Source organism: Neobacillus driksii (assembly GCF_013409995.1).
GTDB lineage: Bacteria > Bacillota > Bacilli > Bacillales > Cytobacillaceae > Neobacillus > Neobacillus driksii.
This window is the reverse complement of the sequence record NZ_JACCBX010000002.1, coordinates 382,634-396,777: the sequence shown is the minus strand read 5'-3', so window position 1 is coordinate 396,777 and position 14,144 is coordinate 382,634. Positions and strand designations below refer to the sequence as shown.

Annotated in this window: 15 protein-coding genes and 1 riboswitch; of the genes, 10 read left to right on the top strand and 5 right to left on the bottom strand. The window is 36.7% G+C overall.

Translation table 11 applies throughout. The features are described from left to right. Nucleotides 1–7: 7 nt before the first annotated feature. Nucleotides 8–1,000, bottom strand: coding sequence for a potassium channel family protein (locus tag F4694_RS05180; protein ID WP_179595820.1), 993 nt, complete (start codon nt 998–1,000; stop codon nt 8–10). 386 nt (nt 1,001–1,386) lie between these two features. Between F4694_RS05180 and F4694_RS31715 the strand changes: the two genes are divergently transcribed. Both F4694_RS31715 and F4694_RS05175 read left to right on the top strand, forming a co-directional pair. Next, nucleotides 1,387–1,758, top strand: coding sequence for a hypothetical protein (locus F4694_RS31715; protein ID WP_218895521.1), 372 nt, complete (start codon nt 1,387–1,389; stop codon nt 1,756–1,758). 32 nt (nt 1,759–1,790) lie between these two features. Continuing rightward, on the top strand, nt 1,791–2,000 hold the full coding sequence (locus tag F4694_RS05175; protein ID WP_179595819.1) for an SDR family NAD(P)-dependent oxidoreductase: 210 nt from the start codon (nt 1,791–1,793) through the stop codon (nt 1,998–2,000). Nucleotides 2,001–2,092: 92 nt separating this feature from the next. On the opposite strand, the gene F4694_RS05170 is transcribed toward F4694_RS05175, so the two are convergent. Further along, nucleotides 2,093–2,236: a hypothetical protein gene (locus F4694_RS05170; protein ID WP_179595818.1), complete on the bottom strand. Its 144-nt coding sequence runs from the start codon at nt 2,234–2,236 to the stop codon at nt 2,093–2,095. 165 nt (nt 2,237–2,401) lie between these two features. Here F4694_RS05170 and F4694_RS05165 point away from each other — a divergent pair, with 165 nt between their 5' ends. The 3 genes from F4694_RS05165 to F4694_RS05155 all read left to right on the top strand — a co-directional run bounded on the left by F4694_RS05165 (nt 2,402) and on the right by F4694_RS05155 (nt 4,607). Continuing rightward, nucleotides 2,402–3,001 carry an NADPH-dependent FMN reductase gene (locus tag F4694_RS05165; protein WP_179595817.1) on the top strand — a complete coding sequence of 200 codons (600 nt, stop codon included), beginning with the start codon at nt 2,402–2,404 and terminating at the stop codon, nt 2,999–3,001. Nucleotides 3,002–3,367: 366 nt separating this feature from the next. Beyond that, nucleotides 3,368–4,090, top strand: a complete 723-nt coding sequence (prsW, locus tag F4694_RS05160) for a glutamic-type intramembrane protease PrsW (protein ID WP_179595816.1) — start codon at nt 3,368–3,370, stop codon at nt 4,088–4,090. 295 nt (nt 4,091–4,385) lie between these two features. After that, a complete protein-coding gene (locus F4694_RS05155) occupies nt 4,386–4,607 on the top strand; it encodes a hypothetical protein (RefSeq protein ID WP_179595815.1) in 222 nt (73 codons plus the stop codon). Between the two features lie 461 nt (nt 4,608–5,068). On the opposite strand, the gene F4694_RS05150 is transcribed toward F4694_RS05155, so the two are convergent. Then, nucleotides 5,069–6,196, bottom strand: coding sequence for a 5-methyltetrahydropteroyltriglutamate--homocysteine S-methyltransferase (locus F4694_RS05150; protein ID WP_179595814.1), 1,128 nt, complete (start codon nt 6,194–6,196; stop codon nt 5,069–5,071). Between the two features lie 79 nt (nt 6,197–6,275). After that, nucleotides 6,276–6,377, bottom strand: a riboswitch (SAM riboswitch). A gap of 207 nt (nt 6,378–6,584) precedes the next feature. On the opposite strand from F4694_RS05150, the gene purT reads away from it, so the two are divergent. The 4 genes from purT to spo0A all read left to right on the top strand — a co-directional run bounded on the left by purT (nt 6,585) and on the right by spo0A (nt 10,989). Continuing rightward, nucleotides 6,585–7,754 (top strand): formate-dependent phosphoribosylglycinamide formyltransferase, encoded by a 1,170-nt coding sequence (gene purT, locus F4694_RS05145; protein WP_308806282.1) that lies wholly within the window; start codon nt 6,585–6,587, stop codon nt 7,752–7,754. 49 nt (nt 7,755–7,803) lie between these two features. Next, a complete protein-coding gene (locus F4694_RS05140) occupies nt 7,804–9,075 on the top strand; it encodes an L-lactate MFS transporter (RefSeq protein ID WP_179595813.1) in 1,272 nt (423 codons plus the stop codon). Between the two features lie 191 nt (nt 9,076–9,266). Beyond that, nucleotides 9,267–9,920, top strand: a complete 654-nt coding sequence (locus F4694_RS05135; protein WP_308806298.1) for a DsbA family oxidoreductase — start codon at nt 9,267–9,269, stop codon at nt 9,918–9,920. 283 nt (nt 9,921–10,203) lie between these two features. After that, nucleotides 10,204–10,989: a sporulation transcription factor Spo0A gene (spo0A, locus tag F4694_RS05130; protein ID WP_179595811.1), complete on the top strand. Its 786-nt coding sequence runs from the start codon at nt 10,204–10,206 to the stop codon at nt 10,987–10,989. A 287-nt stretch (nt 10,990–11,276) separates the two neighbouring features. On the opposite strand, the gene F4694_RS05125 is transcribed toward spo0A, so the two are convergent. Continuing rightward, nucleotides 11,277–12,605 carry a 6-phospho-beta-glucosidase gene (locus F4694_RS05125; RefSeq protein ID WP_179595810.1) on the bottom strand — a complete coding sequence of 443 codons (1,329 nt, stop codon included), beginning with the start codon at nt 12,603–12,605 and terminating at the stop codon, nt 11,277–11,279. A 194-nt stretch (nt 12,606–12,799) separates the two neighbouring features. On the opposite strand from F4694_RS05125, the gene F4694_RS05120 reads away from it, so the two are divergent. After that, nucleotides 12,800–13,531: a MurR/RpiR family transcriptional regulator gene (locus F4694_RS05120; protein ID WP_179595809.1), complete on the top strand. Its 732-nt coding sequence runs from the start codon at nt 12,800–12,802 to the stop codon at nt 13,529–13,531. A 43-nt stretch (nt 13,532–13,574) separates the two neighbouring features. Here F4694_RS05120 and F4694_RS05115 read toward each other — a convergent pair whose 3' ends face one another. Beyond that, nucleotides 13,575–14,006 carry a DUF192 domain-containing protein gene (locus F4694_RS05115; protein ID WP_179595808.1) on the bottom strand — a complete coding sequence of 144 codons (432 nt, stop codon included), beginning with the start codon at nt 14,004–14,006 and terminating at the stop codon, nt 13,575–13,577. Between the last annotated feature and the right edge of the window lie 138 nt (nt 14,007–14,144).

Genomic DNA, 14,144 nt, shown 5'->3' with positions numbered 1-14,144 from the left:
TATTGAACTATTCGGTAATGACAACAGCAAGATCTTCCTGTTGTATCTTAAATTCTAGTGGAGGATTAATATGAGTTTTGTCTCCTCTCTTTATTCCAACCAACATTTTATTCTGCTTCAAAAAAAGTTTACAAGCCTCATAAAATTGTTTTCCAACAATTCCATCAACAGGTTCACATGTTAAGAGGTGGTGGTTTTCAGAATCACGTATTACGTTCAGGATGGAATCCATTGTAGAGTGAGATTCGAGACTGTTAAGTAAAAAGGAACTTGTAAGGATATTAGATTGGATAATCTCATCTGCTCCTGCTCTCCTTGCATTTTCCACTTGTTCAGAGGTTAGAATTTCTGCGATACATCGAATTGTGGGGCGTGTCCCTTTTATCGCTAACAAGGTAATAATAGTATTCATGTCAGCGTACAATTCATTCTTATTTTGGTCGGAGGTTATCACTACGCATTCTGCTTCAAGAATGTTTGCTTTTAATAATATATTGTCTAAATTGGCACGTCCCTTAATAAAATGCACATTTTTGTATTCTGTTGGCATCATATCCAATGTTTCATCGATAAGAACCACTTTCTTTGATGGGTCTTTTTTAGATATAGACGAAATCAATTCTTTGGAACGTTCATTCCAACCAATTATTATCATGTGTCGATGCCCCTTAAAAATGAGTTTGCCTTCCATATAGGCTGCTTGCATGGTTACTGCTACTGTGGCCAAGCTAACAAAATAAGAGGATACAATTGCAATCCCTACTAGCATAAGTATAATTCCTGTTATTCTTCCAGCAACTGTTACTGGAGCATAGTCCCCATATCCAATCGTAGCCGTTGTAACAACTGCCCACCATATCCCTTCAAAGATAGTTGGGAAATTATCTGGTTCTATTAGATGAATGATATACCCAAATATTATCGTAATAAATGAAGCTAATAAAAAAATTCTTACAACAACAGGTAGTCGTAAAAACTTAGCCAACCAATGCTGAACCATCTCTTCCCACCTCATAAAAAGTCATTCACTTTTCATTATTTCCGAATATCACTTATTGCATAATTATAAAAGTGAGACATTTGAAATGAAATTATTTCAAACAAATATTTAGGTTTTGAGTATAAAATTTAATTGTTGACCAATGTAATGAAATCAATTTTTTATTGGCAGAATATAATGTATGAATTTGCAGCTGGAGGAAACTGATGGGGTGAATTTTATTAATATATTAATGGATATTGAATGGGTTTATGTGTATATAGTGTTGCTATTACTTTCAGTAATTGTAACAGTCATATTTTTCTTCAAACACTATGAATTACGAGAAAAAAGGGTAAAGAAGCTTAATTTTAAAGCTTTTCACCAATTGAATCATTTATTAAAAAATGCCACACAGTTCTCTATGCGATATTCTGTTAGTAGTAGCAAGCGAAGTCTATATATGTATTTCTGAACGTGTAAATTTATTAGAAGAGCAGGTTGAGTCATTAAATTATTGTATTAACGAATTAAATATTATTATTGAGAATTGTGTTGAGCATGAATTAAGAAAGGCTTGTATGGATTCAATATTCATACTAGAGCATGCTGTAAAGAAAACAACAATTCAATTATTTAACATGAGTTTTATTACACACGACTTTCTAGATTACTTCCTTAAAATCACAGCAATCAGACTGAAAGTAATCCATTTAGAGAAAAAATTTAACAAGAACTATTGGCAGCTTCTCCATTTAAAAAAGTTTAAATATTATTGAAGAATGAAATAACGTTTAGGTGAAAAAGGGAAATGAAGAAATTATCGGGGAACGCAGTCCTTATTACATGCGGGGCAGCAGGTATCGGGTTTGCGTTTACCGAGAGATTCATAAAAGCAGGCAATAAAGTCGTTGTCTACGGCAGACGAGATGCAAAGCTCCAAGAAGTAAAGGAAAAATATCCTGAATGGATTACCCGCGTATGTGATGTCACCAAAGAATCTTTTTTCTATAACGACTAAAGGAGCTACCTGTGGGGGTAGCTCTTTATTAATGAATCATTTTATTTTAGGATGTGGAAATAAAAACATTTGGTACCCTAATAAACGTACTGTTAAAGATTATCTGTATTAATTCTTGGGATAATTGGTTCATTAGCCGCTGCTGCTTTAGCATTATCATTGTGTCGATCGTTGTTGTATTGATCTAAATTACTGTTAGTTTCAATAGGTTTGGAAGTTTTCTTTTCTTCAGCCACTTTATCACCTCCTACGGATAATATGTCCAACTATTAGGGTTGAAAATAATAATGGTGAGAGCTATTTTTCTGTAGGAATAATGAATTGTAAATTAACAAATATTAGGTTTGTTAGTGGTATTTTAAGGTGAAAAAGGAGGAATATTATCCAGGGGTGGTGGATGAATGGGTTTTTTAAGCAAATTATTTGGTACACAAAGTAGGGAGGAAGAAGACGTGACAACTGAAAAGTTAAATATTGGCATTATCTTAGGTAGTACTCGTCAGGGACGTGTAAGTCCACAAGTCGGTGAATGGGTAAAAGGAATCGCAGATAAACGTGGAGATGCAATTTACGAAATAGTAGATATTGCAGATTTTAAATTGCCTTTCTTAGGTACAACTGATGGTTCCGAGCCAGGTATAGCAGATTGGAATGGAAAACTTGCTAGTCTAGATGGATTCGTTTTCATCGTCGCAGAATACAATCACAGTATCACAGGAGCATTGAAAAATGCACTTGATTTTGCACGAGAAGCTTGGAACAACAAAGCTGCAGGAATTGTTAGCTATGGTTCAACAGGTGGTGCTCGCGCTGCTGAGCATTTACGTGGAATCTGCGGTGAGTTATTGATTGCGGATGTTCGAGTACACCCTACATTGTCTTTATTTACAGATTTTGAAAATGGAACTCAATTCAAACCACAAAATTTACACCTAGATAATGTAAATGCTATGCTTGACCAGGTTATTGCTTGGAGTGGGGCTTTAAAATCATTACGTTAATGATGTATGATGAAATGGTATATAGGAAAAATAGAACCCAACCAATTTTGGCTGGGTTTTTGCAATATATATGGGTGATGGCAATTCTTTTACCATTTATTTTTCAACGTGCACCTGGGGTTTCTTCATTAGACTTACTAAACTCTATTGATGTAAAAAATAATCTGGTTGTTTAAGAGATTCCATTTTGAAATCACCATTCAAATCATTGCAACTTTGCAGGGACTTACGATAAACGGTATAATAAACTTAAATGTATTTATTTATGCTCACTTAAGTTGTAGAGGAATTAATAACATCACAAATAAACTAATATGTTTATATAGTTGGGATTATTTTTAAATCTAAGGTTGAAAGGGGTTTGATATGTTAGGGACATTATTCGCTGGATTTGCTCCAGGTTTAGCATTATTAAGTTATTTTTATTTGAAAGATAAGCATGAACCAGAACCCGTATCTATGGTCCTTTTCACATTTATATCGGGGGCATTGGTTTTCTTTCCGATAGCATTTATTGAATATATATTGAAAGCAGAAAATGTTGTTATATATAATTCCATTAACGCCATATTTTCTGCGAGTTTAATTGAAGAGATATTCAAATGGTCCGTTTTATTTTTTTGTGCATACAGGAGTGTTGAATTCGATGAACCTTTTGATGGTATCGTCTATGGAACCTCCGTATCTTTGGGGTTTGCAACGGTGGAAAATATTTTTTATTTGATGACTAATGGGATGGATTATGCCCTTACAAGGGCAATACTGCCTGTTTCAAGTCATGCGTTGTTTGGTGTTATTATGGGTTATTATATTAGCAGAGCCAAATTCACCAAAAAATCAAAATGGGTTTGGTTGATCATATCACTATTACTTCCAGCCCTATTACATGGTGTTTATAATTTTTTATTGTTAAAAGCAGGTACTTGGTTGTCTATAACTCCATATATGGGGTTCTTATGGTGGCTGGGTTTGAGAAAAGTACAATTGGCCGAAAAATCCAGTTATGATTACTTCCAAAAAAATCATTTTATTAAACAAGGAACTAAACTAAAGCCAGGAATGAAACTATACTTTCCAATAAAAGGATAGAGATTAAAACCAAATCTCTAATAAAAAGTTAATCCCTACTTTAATTTAATCTCTTGTTTCTGTATTGCAGTTTGCTGAATATCTATGGATATTTAATAGCAATGATGAAGATTGTAGGTTTTATCCAGAAGACGAAATATGAGAAAAGCCCTTCATTCATGGATTGAAGGGTTTTTTTAGTGTTAAGTCAATTAGAATTTGTTTAACGACAATTGGGCTAATGAAGAGTGCTTTTTATTGTCAACTTCACATATGTTTTCTTTGTTGAAGCATACTGAAATAGAAAGGAGGCGACATGGATAAGTTTCAGGAAATAGAAAAGCACTATGGACAGTTACACAAGTTGTGGTTGGATTACTGGACTGAGGAAGTTGTTTTTACTCATCAATGGTGGATCATGATTTTTACTTTACTTATTCCTTTTTTTATATGGTGGAAATTGGTAGATAAAACTCGAATAAGAGAAATAAGTTTAGTTGGACTTATTGTAAATTGTATTGCATTCATATTAGACTAAATTGGTTCCTCGCTAGGTTATTGGATTTATCCATTCAGCTTAACACCTTTAGAAAGAGACTTATGGGCAGTTGCGGAATTTTCGTTATGCCATTTTTTTATATGATGCTTTATCAGTGGTTCCCAAAGTGGAAATCGTACTTAGTAGGAATAATCATATTTTCCCTTTTCGCTGCATTTGTCGGGGAAACGATTTTCGAATGGCTGGGGATTTATAAATTGTTAAAGTGGAAACACATTTACTCTATACCATCCTATATATTACTGGGCATTTTTGTAAAGGTTATACTACAAAAGCTCAAAACGATTGAGACTTTATCCAAAGGTAAAGGATAACTCCTTGTTTGATTAACAGGTAGCATTACATAATAAGAGATGTAACGGATAAGCCGAAAATATGCAAGTTTATTGATTTCTTGCATATTTTCGCTCTAATATACCAAAAACATACCCGAAAACGGGTTAAATAGTCCCCCAAACACTAGTAGCTAGATTCACAACATGTTTGATTTTATTCCATTGGTCTTCCTCGGTTAAAATATTTCCTTCTTCTGTACTAGCAAAGCCACATTGCGGACTTAGTGCCAAGTTTTCTAAAGGGATAGACTCGCTTGCTTCGTTGATCCGGGCTTTAATGGTGTCAGCATTTTCTAGTTCCGGTAATTTAGAGGTGATTAATCCCAGAACGACAGTCAAATCGGGGCGGTTAAAGCTTTTTAGTGGTTCAAAATCACCTGAACGTTGATCATCGTATTCTAGGAACAGCCCGTCCACATTTAACTCAGCGAAAATCGCGTCAGAAATATGGTCATATCCTCCGCTTGTAATATAAGTAGATTTAAAATTACCTCGGCAAATGTGCATGGTAATTAACAAATCATCGGGCTTGTCTGCGATGACGTCATTGATACATGCAACTCTTGCTTTGATAATATCTTGTACGTTCATGCCTTCTTTTTCAACTACAGCTGTAATTCGTTCTTCCGAGACGAAATCAATCCAAGATGTATCGTCTAATTGCAAGTAACGACAGCCTGCATCATAAAATGCTTGAATTGCCTTTCTGTATGCAGCAACAGTATCGTTATAAAACACCTCTTTTTTGCCGTTATAATACTCATCACCTTGAATTCTAGTGAAAAGCATATTTGGACTAGGAATGGAGAATTTCGCTACTTGGCTTCCATCACCATATTTTTCAACCGCTTGTTTTAAAAACTCAAAGTGGTCAATCATATAATGTTGATCGAAGTCGACCTTACCAACGACTTTAATGGCATTATTTCTTGTTTTCGCCCCTTTAAAGGCACTCACATATTGGCTTTCAAAGAATTCTACACCTTTGAGACCTGCTAAAAAGTCTAAGTGCCACCATGAACGTCTGAACTCGCCATCGGTAATTGATTTAAGACCTACCTCGATTTGTTTTTGTACCAGTTTCTTAATTTCTCTATCCTCAACTTCCTTTAGAGCTGCTCTATCGATCTCCCCGTTTGCAAAAGCCTTTCTTGCTGCTTTAATCGGTTCTGTTCTAAGGAAACTCCCCACATGATCTGCTTTAAATGGAGCTTTTACTAGTGGTATTGCCATCTTTATTACCTTCTTTCAAAATGATAAAAAAACCCCACTTCTTAAAAATAAGAAGAGGGGTAATCCGTAACCAAATCTCTACTTATCTTCAAGCATTCACTACTGGAATTGGCACAGTACTATAGATTAGTCTGCTGCCGAGGCTTCATAGGGCCAGTCCCTCAACCTCTCTTGATAAGAGTATTCTTGCGTATGTAATTACCTGTTAAGTTACACGTATTCAGATAAACTGTCAACTAAAAACTATTACGATATCGCTTTCATTTTAAATACGAATAATAATAGTTATTTTTGATTTAATGTTCGTGTTTTGGTAAAAATAATAGCTTGTCATCGGTGAGAATATAGGATATTATAATCAAAAGGCAAACGATAGGGGTTGTGTTAGGTGTTTGGTACCCAGACGAAAAAGATCATGTTACTTGGTTCAGGTGAACTTGGAAAAGAAACGATTATTGAGGCGCAGCGACTAGGGCTCGATACCATTGCGGTTGACCGTTATGAAAATGCTCCTGCCATGCAGGTGGCTCACCGTTCATATGTGTTGGACATGCTTGATGGAGAAGAACTTCGGAGTGTTATAGAAAGAGAGAAACCAGATTTGGTGGTTCCCGAGATTGAGGCGATTGCTACAGAAACACTAGTGGAACTTGAAAAAGAAGGTTTCCGTATCGTACCGACAGCGAATGCTGTGAACTTAACGATGGATCGGGAAGGAATCCGCCGATTGGCCAGCGAGGAACTAGGGCTTCCAACAGCGAAGTACGCCTTTGCGGACACCCTTTACGAACTTAGGAATGCAGTTCAGAAAATCGGGACACCATGCGTTATAAAACCTATTATGAGTTCTTCTGGAAAAGGGCAAACGATTTGCCGGTCCATGGAGGATGTGGAGTGGTCTTGGAATGAGGCGATGGCAGGTGGAAGAGGGAAGAAAGCCCGAATGATTGTGGAGGAATTTATCCATTTTGAATCTGAAATCACGCTATTAACTGTACGATCCGCTTCTGGCACAACCTTTTGTCCACCGATTGGACACGTGCAAAAAGATGGTGACTATATTGAATCCTGGCAGCCGCATGACATGTCAGATGCGCAAATCCTAGAGGCACAGGATATCGCAAAAAAAATCACAGATGGGCTTGGCGGCTTCGGAGTTTTTGGAGTGGAGTTATTTCTTTCCCCACAAAGTGTCTATTTTAGTGAAGTGTCACCACGACCGCATGACACGGGGATGGTTACCATGGTTACACAAGATCTATCTGAGTTTGCCTTACATGTAAGGGCGATTTTAGGCTATCCAATTCCAGATGTTCAGCTAGTGAAACCGGGTGCTAGTCATACGATTAAGGCTATAAAAGAAAGTAAGAAGTACCACATATCAGGAATAGCAGAAAGCTTATCCGTCCCTCATACACAGGTTCGAGTATTTGGAAAACCAGAAACCAAAGTGGGGCGACGAATGGCGGTAGTGTTAAGCAACGGGGAATCTGTCGATGATGCTAGAGAAAGAGCGCAGACAGCAGCTTCTAAATTGATGTTAACCTATGAAGATTAACCTTTTAGAATCAACGAGATTTATACAATTTGGAAAGAGGGATGGATGAATGCATACAAAAAATCGTTGGTTAATCGCGCTATCTGCGGTTGGCATACATATTTCGATTGGATCAGTGTACGCTTGGAGTGTTTTCACAAAACCACTTCAACAGGAAATGGGCTGGGGATTAAAGCAAATTTCGTTCACATTTAGTTTGGCCATCCTTTTCTTAGGATTATCTGCAGCCTTTTTAGGGCATTTTGTCGAGAAGTTTGGACCGAGAGCTGCTGGAACACTTAGCGCTGTGTTTTTTGGGACTGGAGTAGCTGGGGCAGGTTTTGCTATTCAAATAGAATCATTGCTATTACTCTATTTATTTTATGGAATGATCGCTGGAATTGGGTTAGGAGTTGGCTATATTACACCGGTTTCTACCTTGGTAAAATGGTTCCCTGATAGAAGAGGACTTGCAACAGGGCTAGCGATTATGGGATTTGGATTTGCTTCCATGATCAGCAGTCCGATTATGAATTATTTAATCGTGAACTATGGGATTTCTAACACCTTCTATATACTTGGAGCAGCCTACTTCATTATCATATTTTGCTCTGCACAATATCTTGCTCCGCCGAAAGAAGGTTGGTTACCTAAGGGTATGACAGCGACAGGGCAAAAATCAGGCGGAATGAAATTAAAAGAAGATTTGCGTCAGTTAACGGCAAATGAGGCAGTCAGAACAAGACAGTTTTGGGCATTATGGTTGATGTTATTTATCAATGTTACCTGTGGAATTGCGATTCTTTCGGTTGCTTCGCCGATGGCTCAAGAGCTAGTAGGTATGACAGCAACTGGGGCGGCAACAATGGTGGGAATCATGGGGTTATTTAACGGCGGCGGACGGATTGTTTGGGCTACCATCTCTGATTATATCGGAAGACCAAATGTCTACACCCTATTCTTTGCTTTTCAAATCATTGCCTTTTTTATGCTTCCTAATATAACAGTTGCTATTCTATTTTCTGTAATTGTTTATATGATCATGACCTGTTACGGTGGAGGGTTTTCCTCGATACCTGCCTATATCGGTGATTTGTTTGGAACAAAACAGCTTGGCGCGATTCATGGATATATTTTAACTGCTTGGGCTGCAGCCGGTTTAGCAGGACCGATCTTTGTATCCTGGGTTAGGGAAACAACCGGAAGCTATCAGGGGACATTGGTCATTTTTTCAGGAATCTTTATTATGGCTCTAACGGTTTCACTACTTATTCGTCTTGATATCAAGAAAATCAGGGATATGAGCGAAAATCAAGTGATGAAAAATGTCGGGAATTTTTAGGAAGTGACGTTATGAAAAAGCTGCCAATTGGGCAGCTTTTTCTGTACAACTAGAAAATTTGTAGCGGAAGACTCTGAAGCAAATTACGTGTAAATTACACATTTAACTCCTATACTATACGAGAATAAAGAATTGGAGGGACAAGTATGCATATTGAAATGTGGACTGACTTTGCTTGACCATTTTGCTATATTGGCAAAAGGCGTCTGGAGGACGCTCTTAAACAGCTTAACCATCCCATTGAAGTGACGTATCGAAGCTATGAATTGGATCCGACAATGGGACGAGATATAAAAGAATCTATGTACGAAACGCTAGCCAAGAAATATGGTATGAGTATCGCTCAGGCAAAGGCAAATGTCGAAAGAGTGGTACAAATGGCGAAGGAAGTTGGATTGGATTATCAGATGGATACTCTCATCCAAACGAACACCTTTGATGCGCACCGATTAACGTTATATGCGAAAACTCAGGGACGAATGAAAGAGATGACCGAGCGGATTCTCCGTGCCTATTTTACCGAATCCAAACATATCGGAGACCATGAAACCTTAACCGAGCTAGCAGTGGAAGTAGGGTTGAACCGGGAAGAAGTGGCGAAAATGCTCGCAAGTGATGAAATGTCAGACGTTGTTCGTGCTGATGAGCAAACAGCCAAACAATATGGTGTTACAGGTGTTCCATTCTTTCTAATTAATAAAAAATATGCACTTACCGGTGCACAGCCTACTGAGACATTTGTTCAGGCTTTGAGAAAAGTGATTGCAGAAGATGACATCACGGTTTTGAACAGTCAAGACGGTCTAAATTGCGATGATGATGGCTGTGAACTCCCTAATAAGTAAAGAACCGAGTGTGTAAGGTATTTGCTAAACAACATTCTTATTGATTGATACAGCAAATTTCTGTTCCTATTGATTTTTTTGAAAAGGTAAGGTAATATTTTACTTGGTAAAAGTAAACATAATAATTAAATATTCCCTTTTGGAAGATGATATAGACAATATTTTATTGTGCTCATACATAGCCAAAATAGATACACTCTAGCAATAGGGTTATTCTATTTTGGCTATTTTTATTATCGATACAACCAGAAGCAATTTAATTAAAAAAAGGAGGAGGAGTAATATGATAAAAATCGGAATAATTGATGATAATGTACAATTCACAGAATTACTAAAAGATATTCTCTCGACTATCAACGAAATGAAGGTAATTGGAGTTGCGCATAATGGAATGGAGGGGATGGAGTTAATAGAGAAGAAGAAACCAGACCTTATCATATTAGATTTGATTATGCCATTTTCCGATGGCTTGTCTTTATTAAAAAATATATATGAAGAAAGCATAACTACAAAGGTTATAATGCTTACCTCTATTGGAACCGACGAGATCATAACACAAGCAAAGGAGTTAGGGGCATCCTACTTTTTGATGAAACCTATTGAACTAAGCAATTTACCAAACATGATCATGTCTATTTGTTCAGATAGTGTTTTACAGAAAACAACTTTAGAAAAGAAAATACATAACACGAATAATGATGATAAGTTAGAATTAAAAATTAGCGATATTTTACGTTCTATAGGTATTCCAGCAAATCTAAAGGGATATTTTTTTCTAAGAGAAGCTATTCAAATGATAAATAATGGCAGTGATATTAGTTTTTCAAAAGTAATATATCCGGCTATTGCATCCAAATATCATACCACTCCAAGCCGGGTAGAAAGAGCCATAAGACATGCAATTGAAGTTGGATGGAATCGAGGAGGTATTGAGCAGTTAGATTTTATTTTTGGAAACACAGTAAGTCCATTAAAAGGGAGACCAACTAACGGTGTATTCATAGGATTCATTGCTGAGCATTTAATGCTACAAAAAGGGATGGAAATCGGAAGTTTCACCACTGTATAATCCTTTTTTTCGGTATCGATTTTGTGTAGGTATGAGTATTCATAGACGGAGAATTTCCTGCTAGTGTATATAGGGGAGTTTAAGAAGCGGATATAAGCGGAGAAATTCCGGTTAACTGCTTATAAAGACAAAATCCAAAGATTTAGATAAGATAAACGGAAAAACTCCGGTTATTTTTAAGCGGTATTTCCCAATTTAGCCGGAATTTTTCCGTTTATAATTTTTATCAACAATAGTTCAGTCCTATTTCGACTGAGCTAAAGCTTCTTCTAGTAAACTTGCTAATTTTAAACTTCTACTGTTTGGAAAAACTGTGGTAAATGCTCTTTATGTGCTTCTAACATTTCATCCAAAATCACTTTACCCACTTTATCAGAAGGAACGAGCGGATTGATGGTCATCGCTAGTAAAGCAGTATCGTAGTTTCCTGTAACTGCGGCTTCAGCTGCTACTCGTTCAAATGATTTAATTTGTTGTACGAGGCCTCTAACCGCAACTGGTAAATCTCCATTGATAATTGGTTTTGGGCCTTCTTTTGTGATGACACAACTTACTTCCACTGCTGACTCGTAAGGAATACTAGCAATTGCACCATTATTAATCGTGTTGACAGGCTGAATGTCCCGTTTATCGTTATAAATGGAAGAAATTAAACGAACGGCTGCATCGCTGTAATACGCCCCGCCACGTTCCTCTAATTGAGGTGGCTTGATGGCTAAATTAGGATCCTTGTATAGCTCAAATAATTCTTCTTCTAATTTTTTCACGACTTCTGCTCTTGTTGTGCCCGCTTTTAAGTTTTTCAGCTCTTTTTCTAGCATTTCATCACTCTTATAATAGTAAAGGTGATATGGACAAGTTAGGGCATTTAACGCGCGAATAAATTCTGGCTCCCAGCCTTGACCTTCTACGTTTTTAACAAAGCTGCTGTTCTCTGGACTTGTTAACAGTTCGATTACTCGATCTTTTACACTTACGCCGTCTAGATACACATCTAATCCATATACCATATGATTTAAACCAGCGAAATCAATTCGAATATGAGAATGGTCCACATCCAATAGCTTTGCTACTCCCATCTCAATTCCGATTGGAACATTACATAAACCAACGATTTTCTTATGGTCCGTATAGCGAAGAACCGCTTCGGTCACCATGCCGGCAGGGTTTGTAAAGTTGATCAACCAAGCATCTGGACATTGTTCTTTTATATCTTTTACAATGTCTAAAATGACTGGAATGGTACGCAATCCCTTAAATAGACCACCAGGTCCATTTGTTTCTTGGCCTAATACCCCATGGCTTAAAGGAATTCTTTCATCTTTAGCACGAGCGTCCAATAAACCTACGCGAAATTGTGTCGTAACAAAATCGGCACCTTTTAATGCTGCTTTTCGATCAAGTGTTAAATGAACATCAATTGGAAGACCTGCTTTTTCAATCATCCTTTTTGCGAGGTTCCCAACAATCTCCAACTTTTCTTTCCCAACTTCTATATCAACCAACCATAATTCACTTACAGGCAATTCCTCGTATCTTTTAATAAACCCTTCTACTAATTCTGGCGTATAACTTGAACCTCCGCCAATCGTTACAATCTTAATTCCTTTACTCATGGGTCATCCTCCTATTAAATACAAATTTACAAAACCTATTCTAGAGGAGAAAAAGGGTATTTGATATAGATTTGAAAGCGTTAGATTTGTTTTTCACCGAAAGGAATTTGTTTCACAAAAGTAACACTGTGTTTCTCTTTTGGAGTATACTAACTAACAAAAGATACAACGTTCACATAAAGGGAGAGACGATTATGTTTACAAATGAGGTCATTGCCACATTTAATGAACTTGAGTTACTGCTTTATAAATACATCATGCAAAATAAAGAAAAAGTCGTTTATATGCGTATACGGGATCTTGCGGATGAAGCGCATGTTTCCACTTCCACCATCATGCGTTTTTGCAGGAAATTAAATTGTGAAGGTTTTTCGGAGTTTAAAGTAAAACTGAAGCTATTATTTGATGAAAAAAGTGCCCCAACCATTAAAAGTGGACAGCATGTGTTGGCGGAGTTTTTTGAGCGTACGCAAAATGAAAATTTCATTTTGAAGTTAGATGAGGCAGCAGAAGCCATTTCTAAAGCAGATCATGTTCTTTTTATTGGAATTAGCAGTTCGGGAATCCTTGCAGAATACGGTTCCAGATACCTTTCGAGTTTAGGTAAGTTCTCTACTTATTTAAAAGACTGGTATATGCCTGTACACGCCAACTTACATAATAGCATTACTGTGGCTCTTTCCGTTTCTGGAGAAAATGATTTTACCATTTCTCACATACACCAATTAAAAGAAAAAGGAAGCAAGATTTTAAGCATTACAAACAATGCCCAGTCCATGATAGCCAGGATGTCTGATATAAATGTATCCTATTATGTGACGGAGGAATTTTTGGACACTTCAAATATTACCACGCAAATTCCCGTGATTTATATATTGGAGGAAATGGCACGGAGAGTGTATGAAAAGAGTAGAAAAAATGATTAACTGGGTTCAGCAATTCTAAATTGGTAGGTGAAACAGATAGTAATCAAAACTTTATAAAATCACCTTCTTTGATTTGATTTTTTTCAAACCATCCAAGATTCACTTCAAGAGCATAATGATAAGTAAGTTCCGGATCATAAGTAGGGCAGAAATCTTCTTTACAAGGCATCATATCTAGTATTTTTAGAATTTTACCATCTGAATCAAGAAAAGCAATCGATAAAGGAATGAACGTGTTTTTCATCCAGAATCCACCATATGTTTTACCTGAAAACACAAATAGCATCCCCTCGTTTTCGGGTAATTGTTCAACAAACATTAAGCCCTTGTCTCTTTTTTTGGGAGTATCAGCAACTTGAACCGTTAGGGGGATTGTCTTTATTCCATTGGTCGCTTTTAGAATTTTCGTTTGGAGACTTGATTCTTTTTTTTGACGAAAAAGAGAGCCGATAAATTTTAGTCTATTTTTCAACATGTTCACTTACCTTTCTTTTCCCTTTTATCATAATAAAAATGACTATCAAATTAATGTACTATTATATAGTCATTTTGGTTACACTTTTTATTTACGATGGGAAACCAAGACTGGTGAGATGGTTCTTTAGATTTTTGA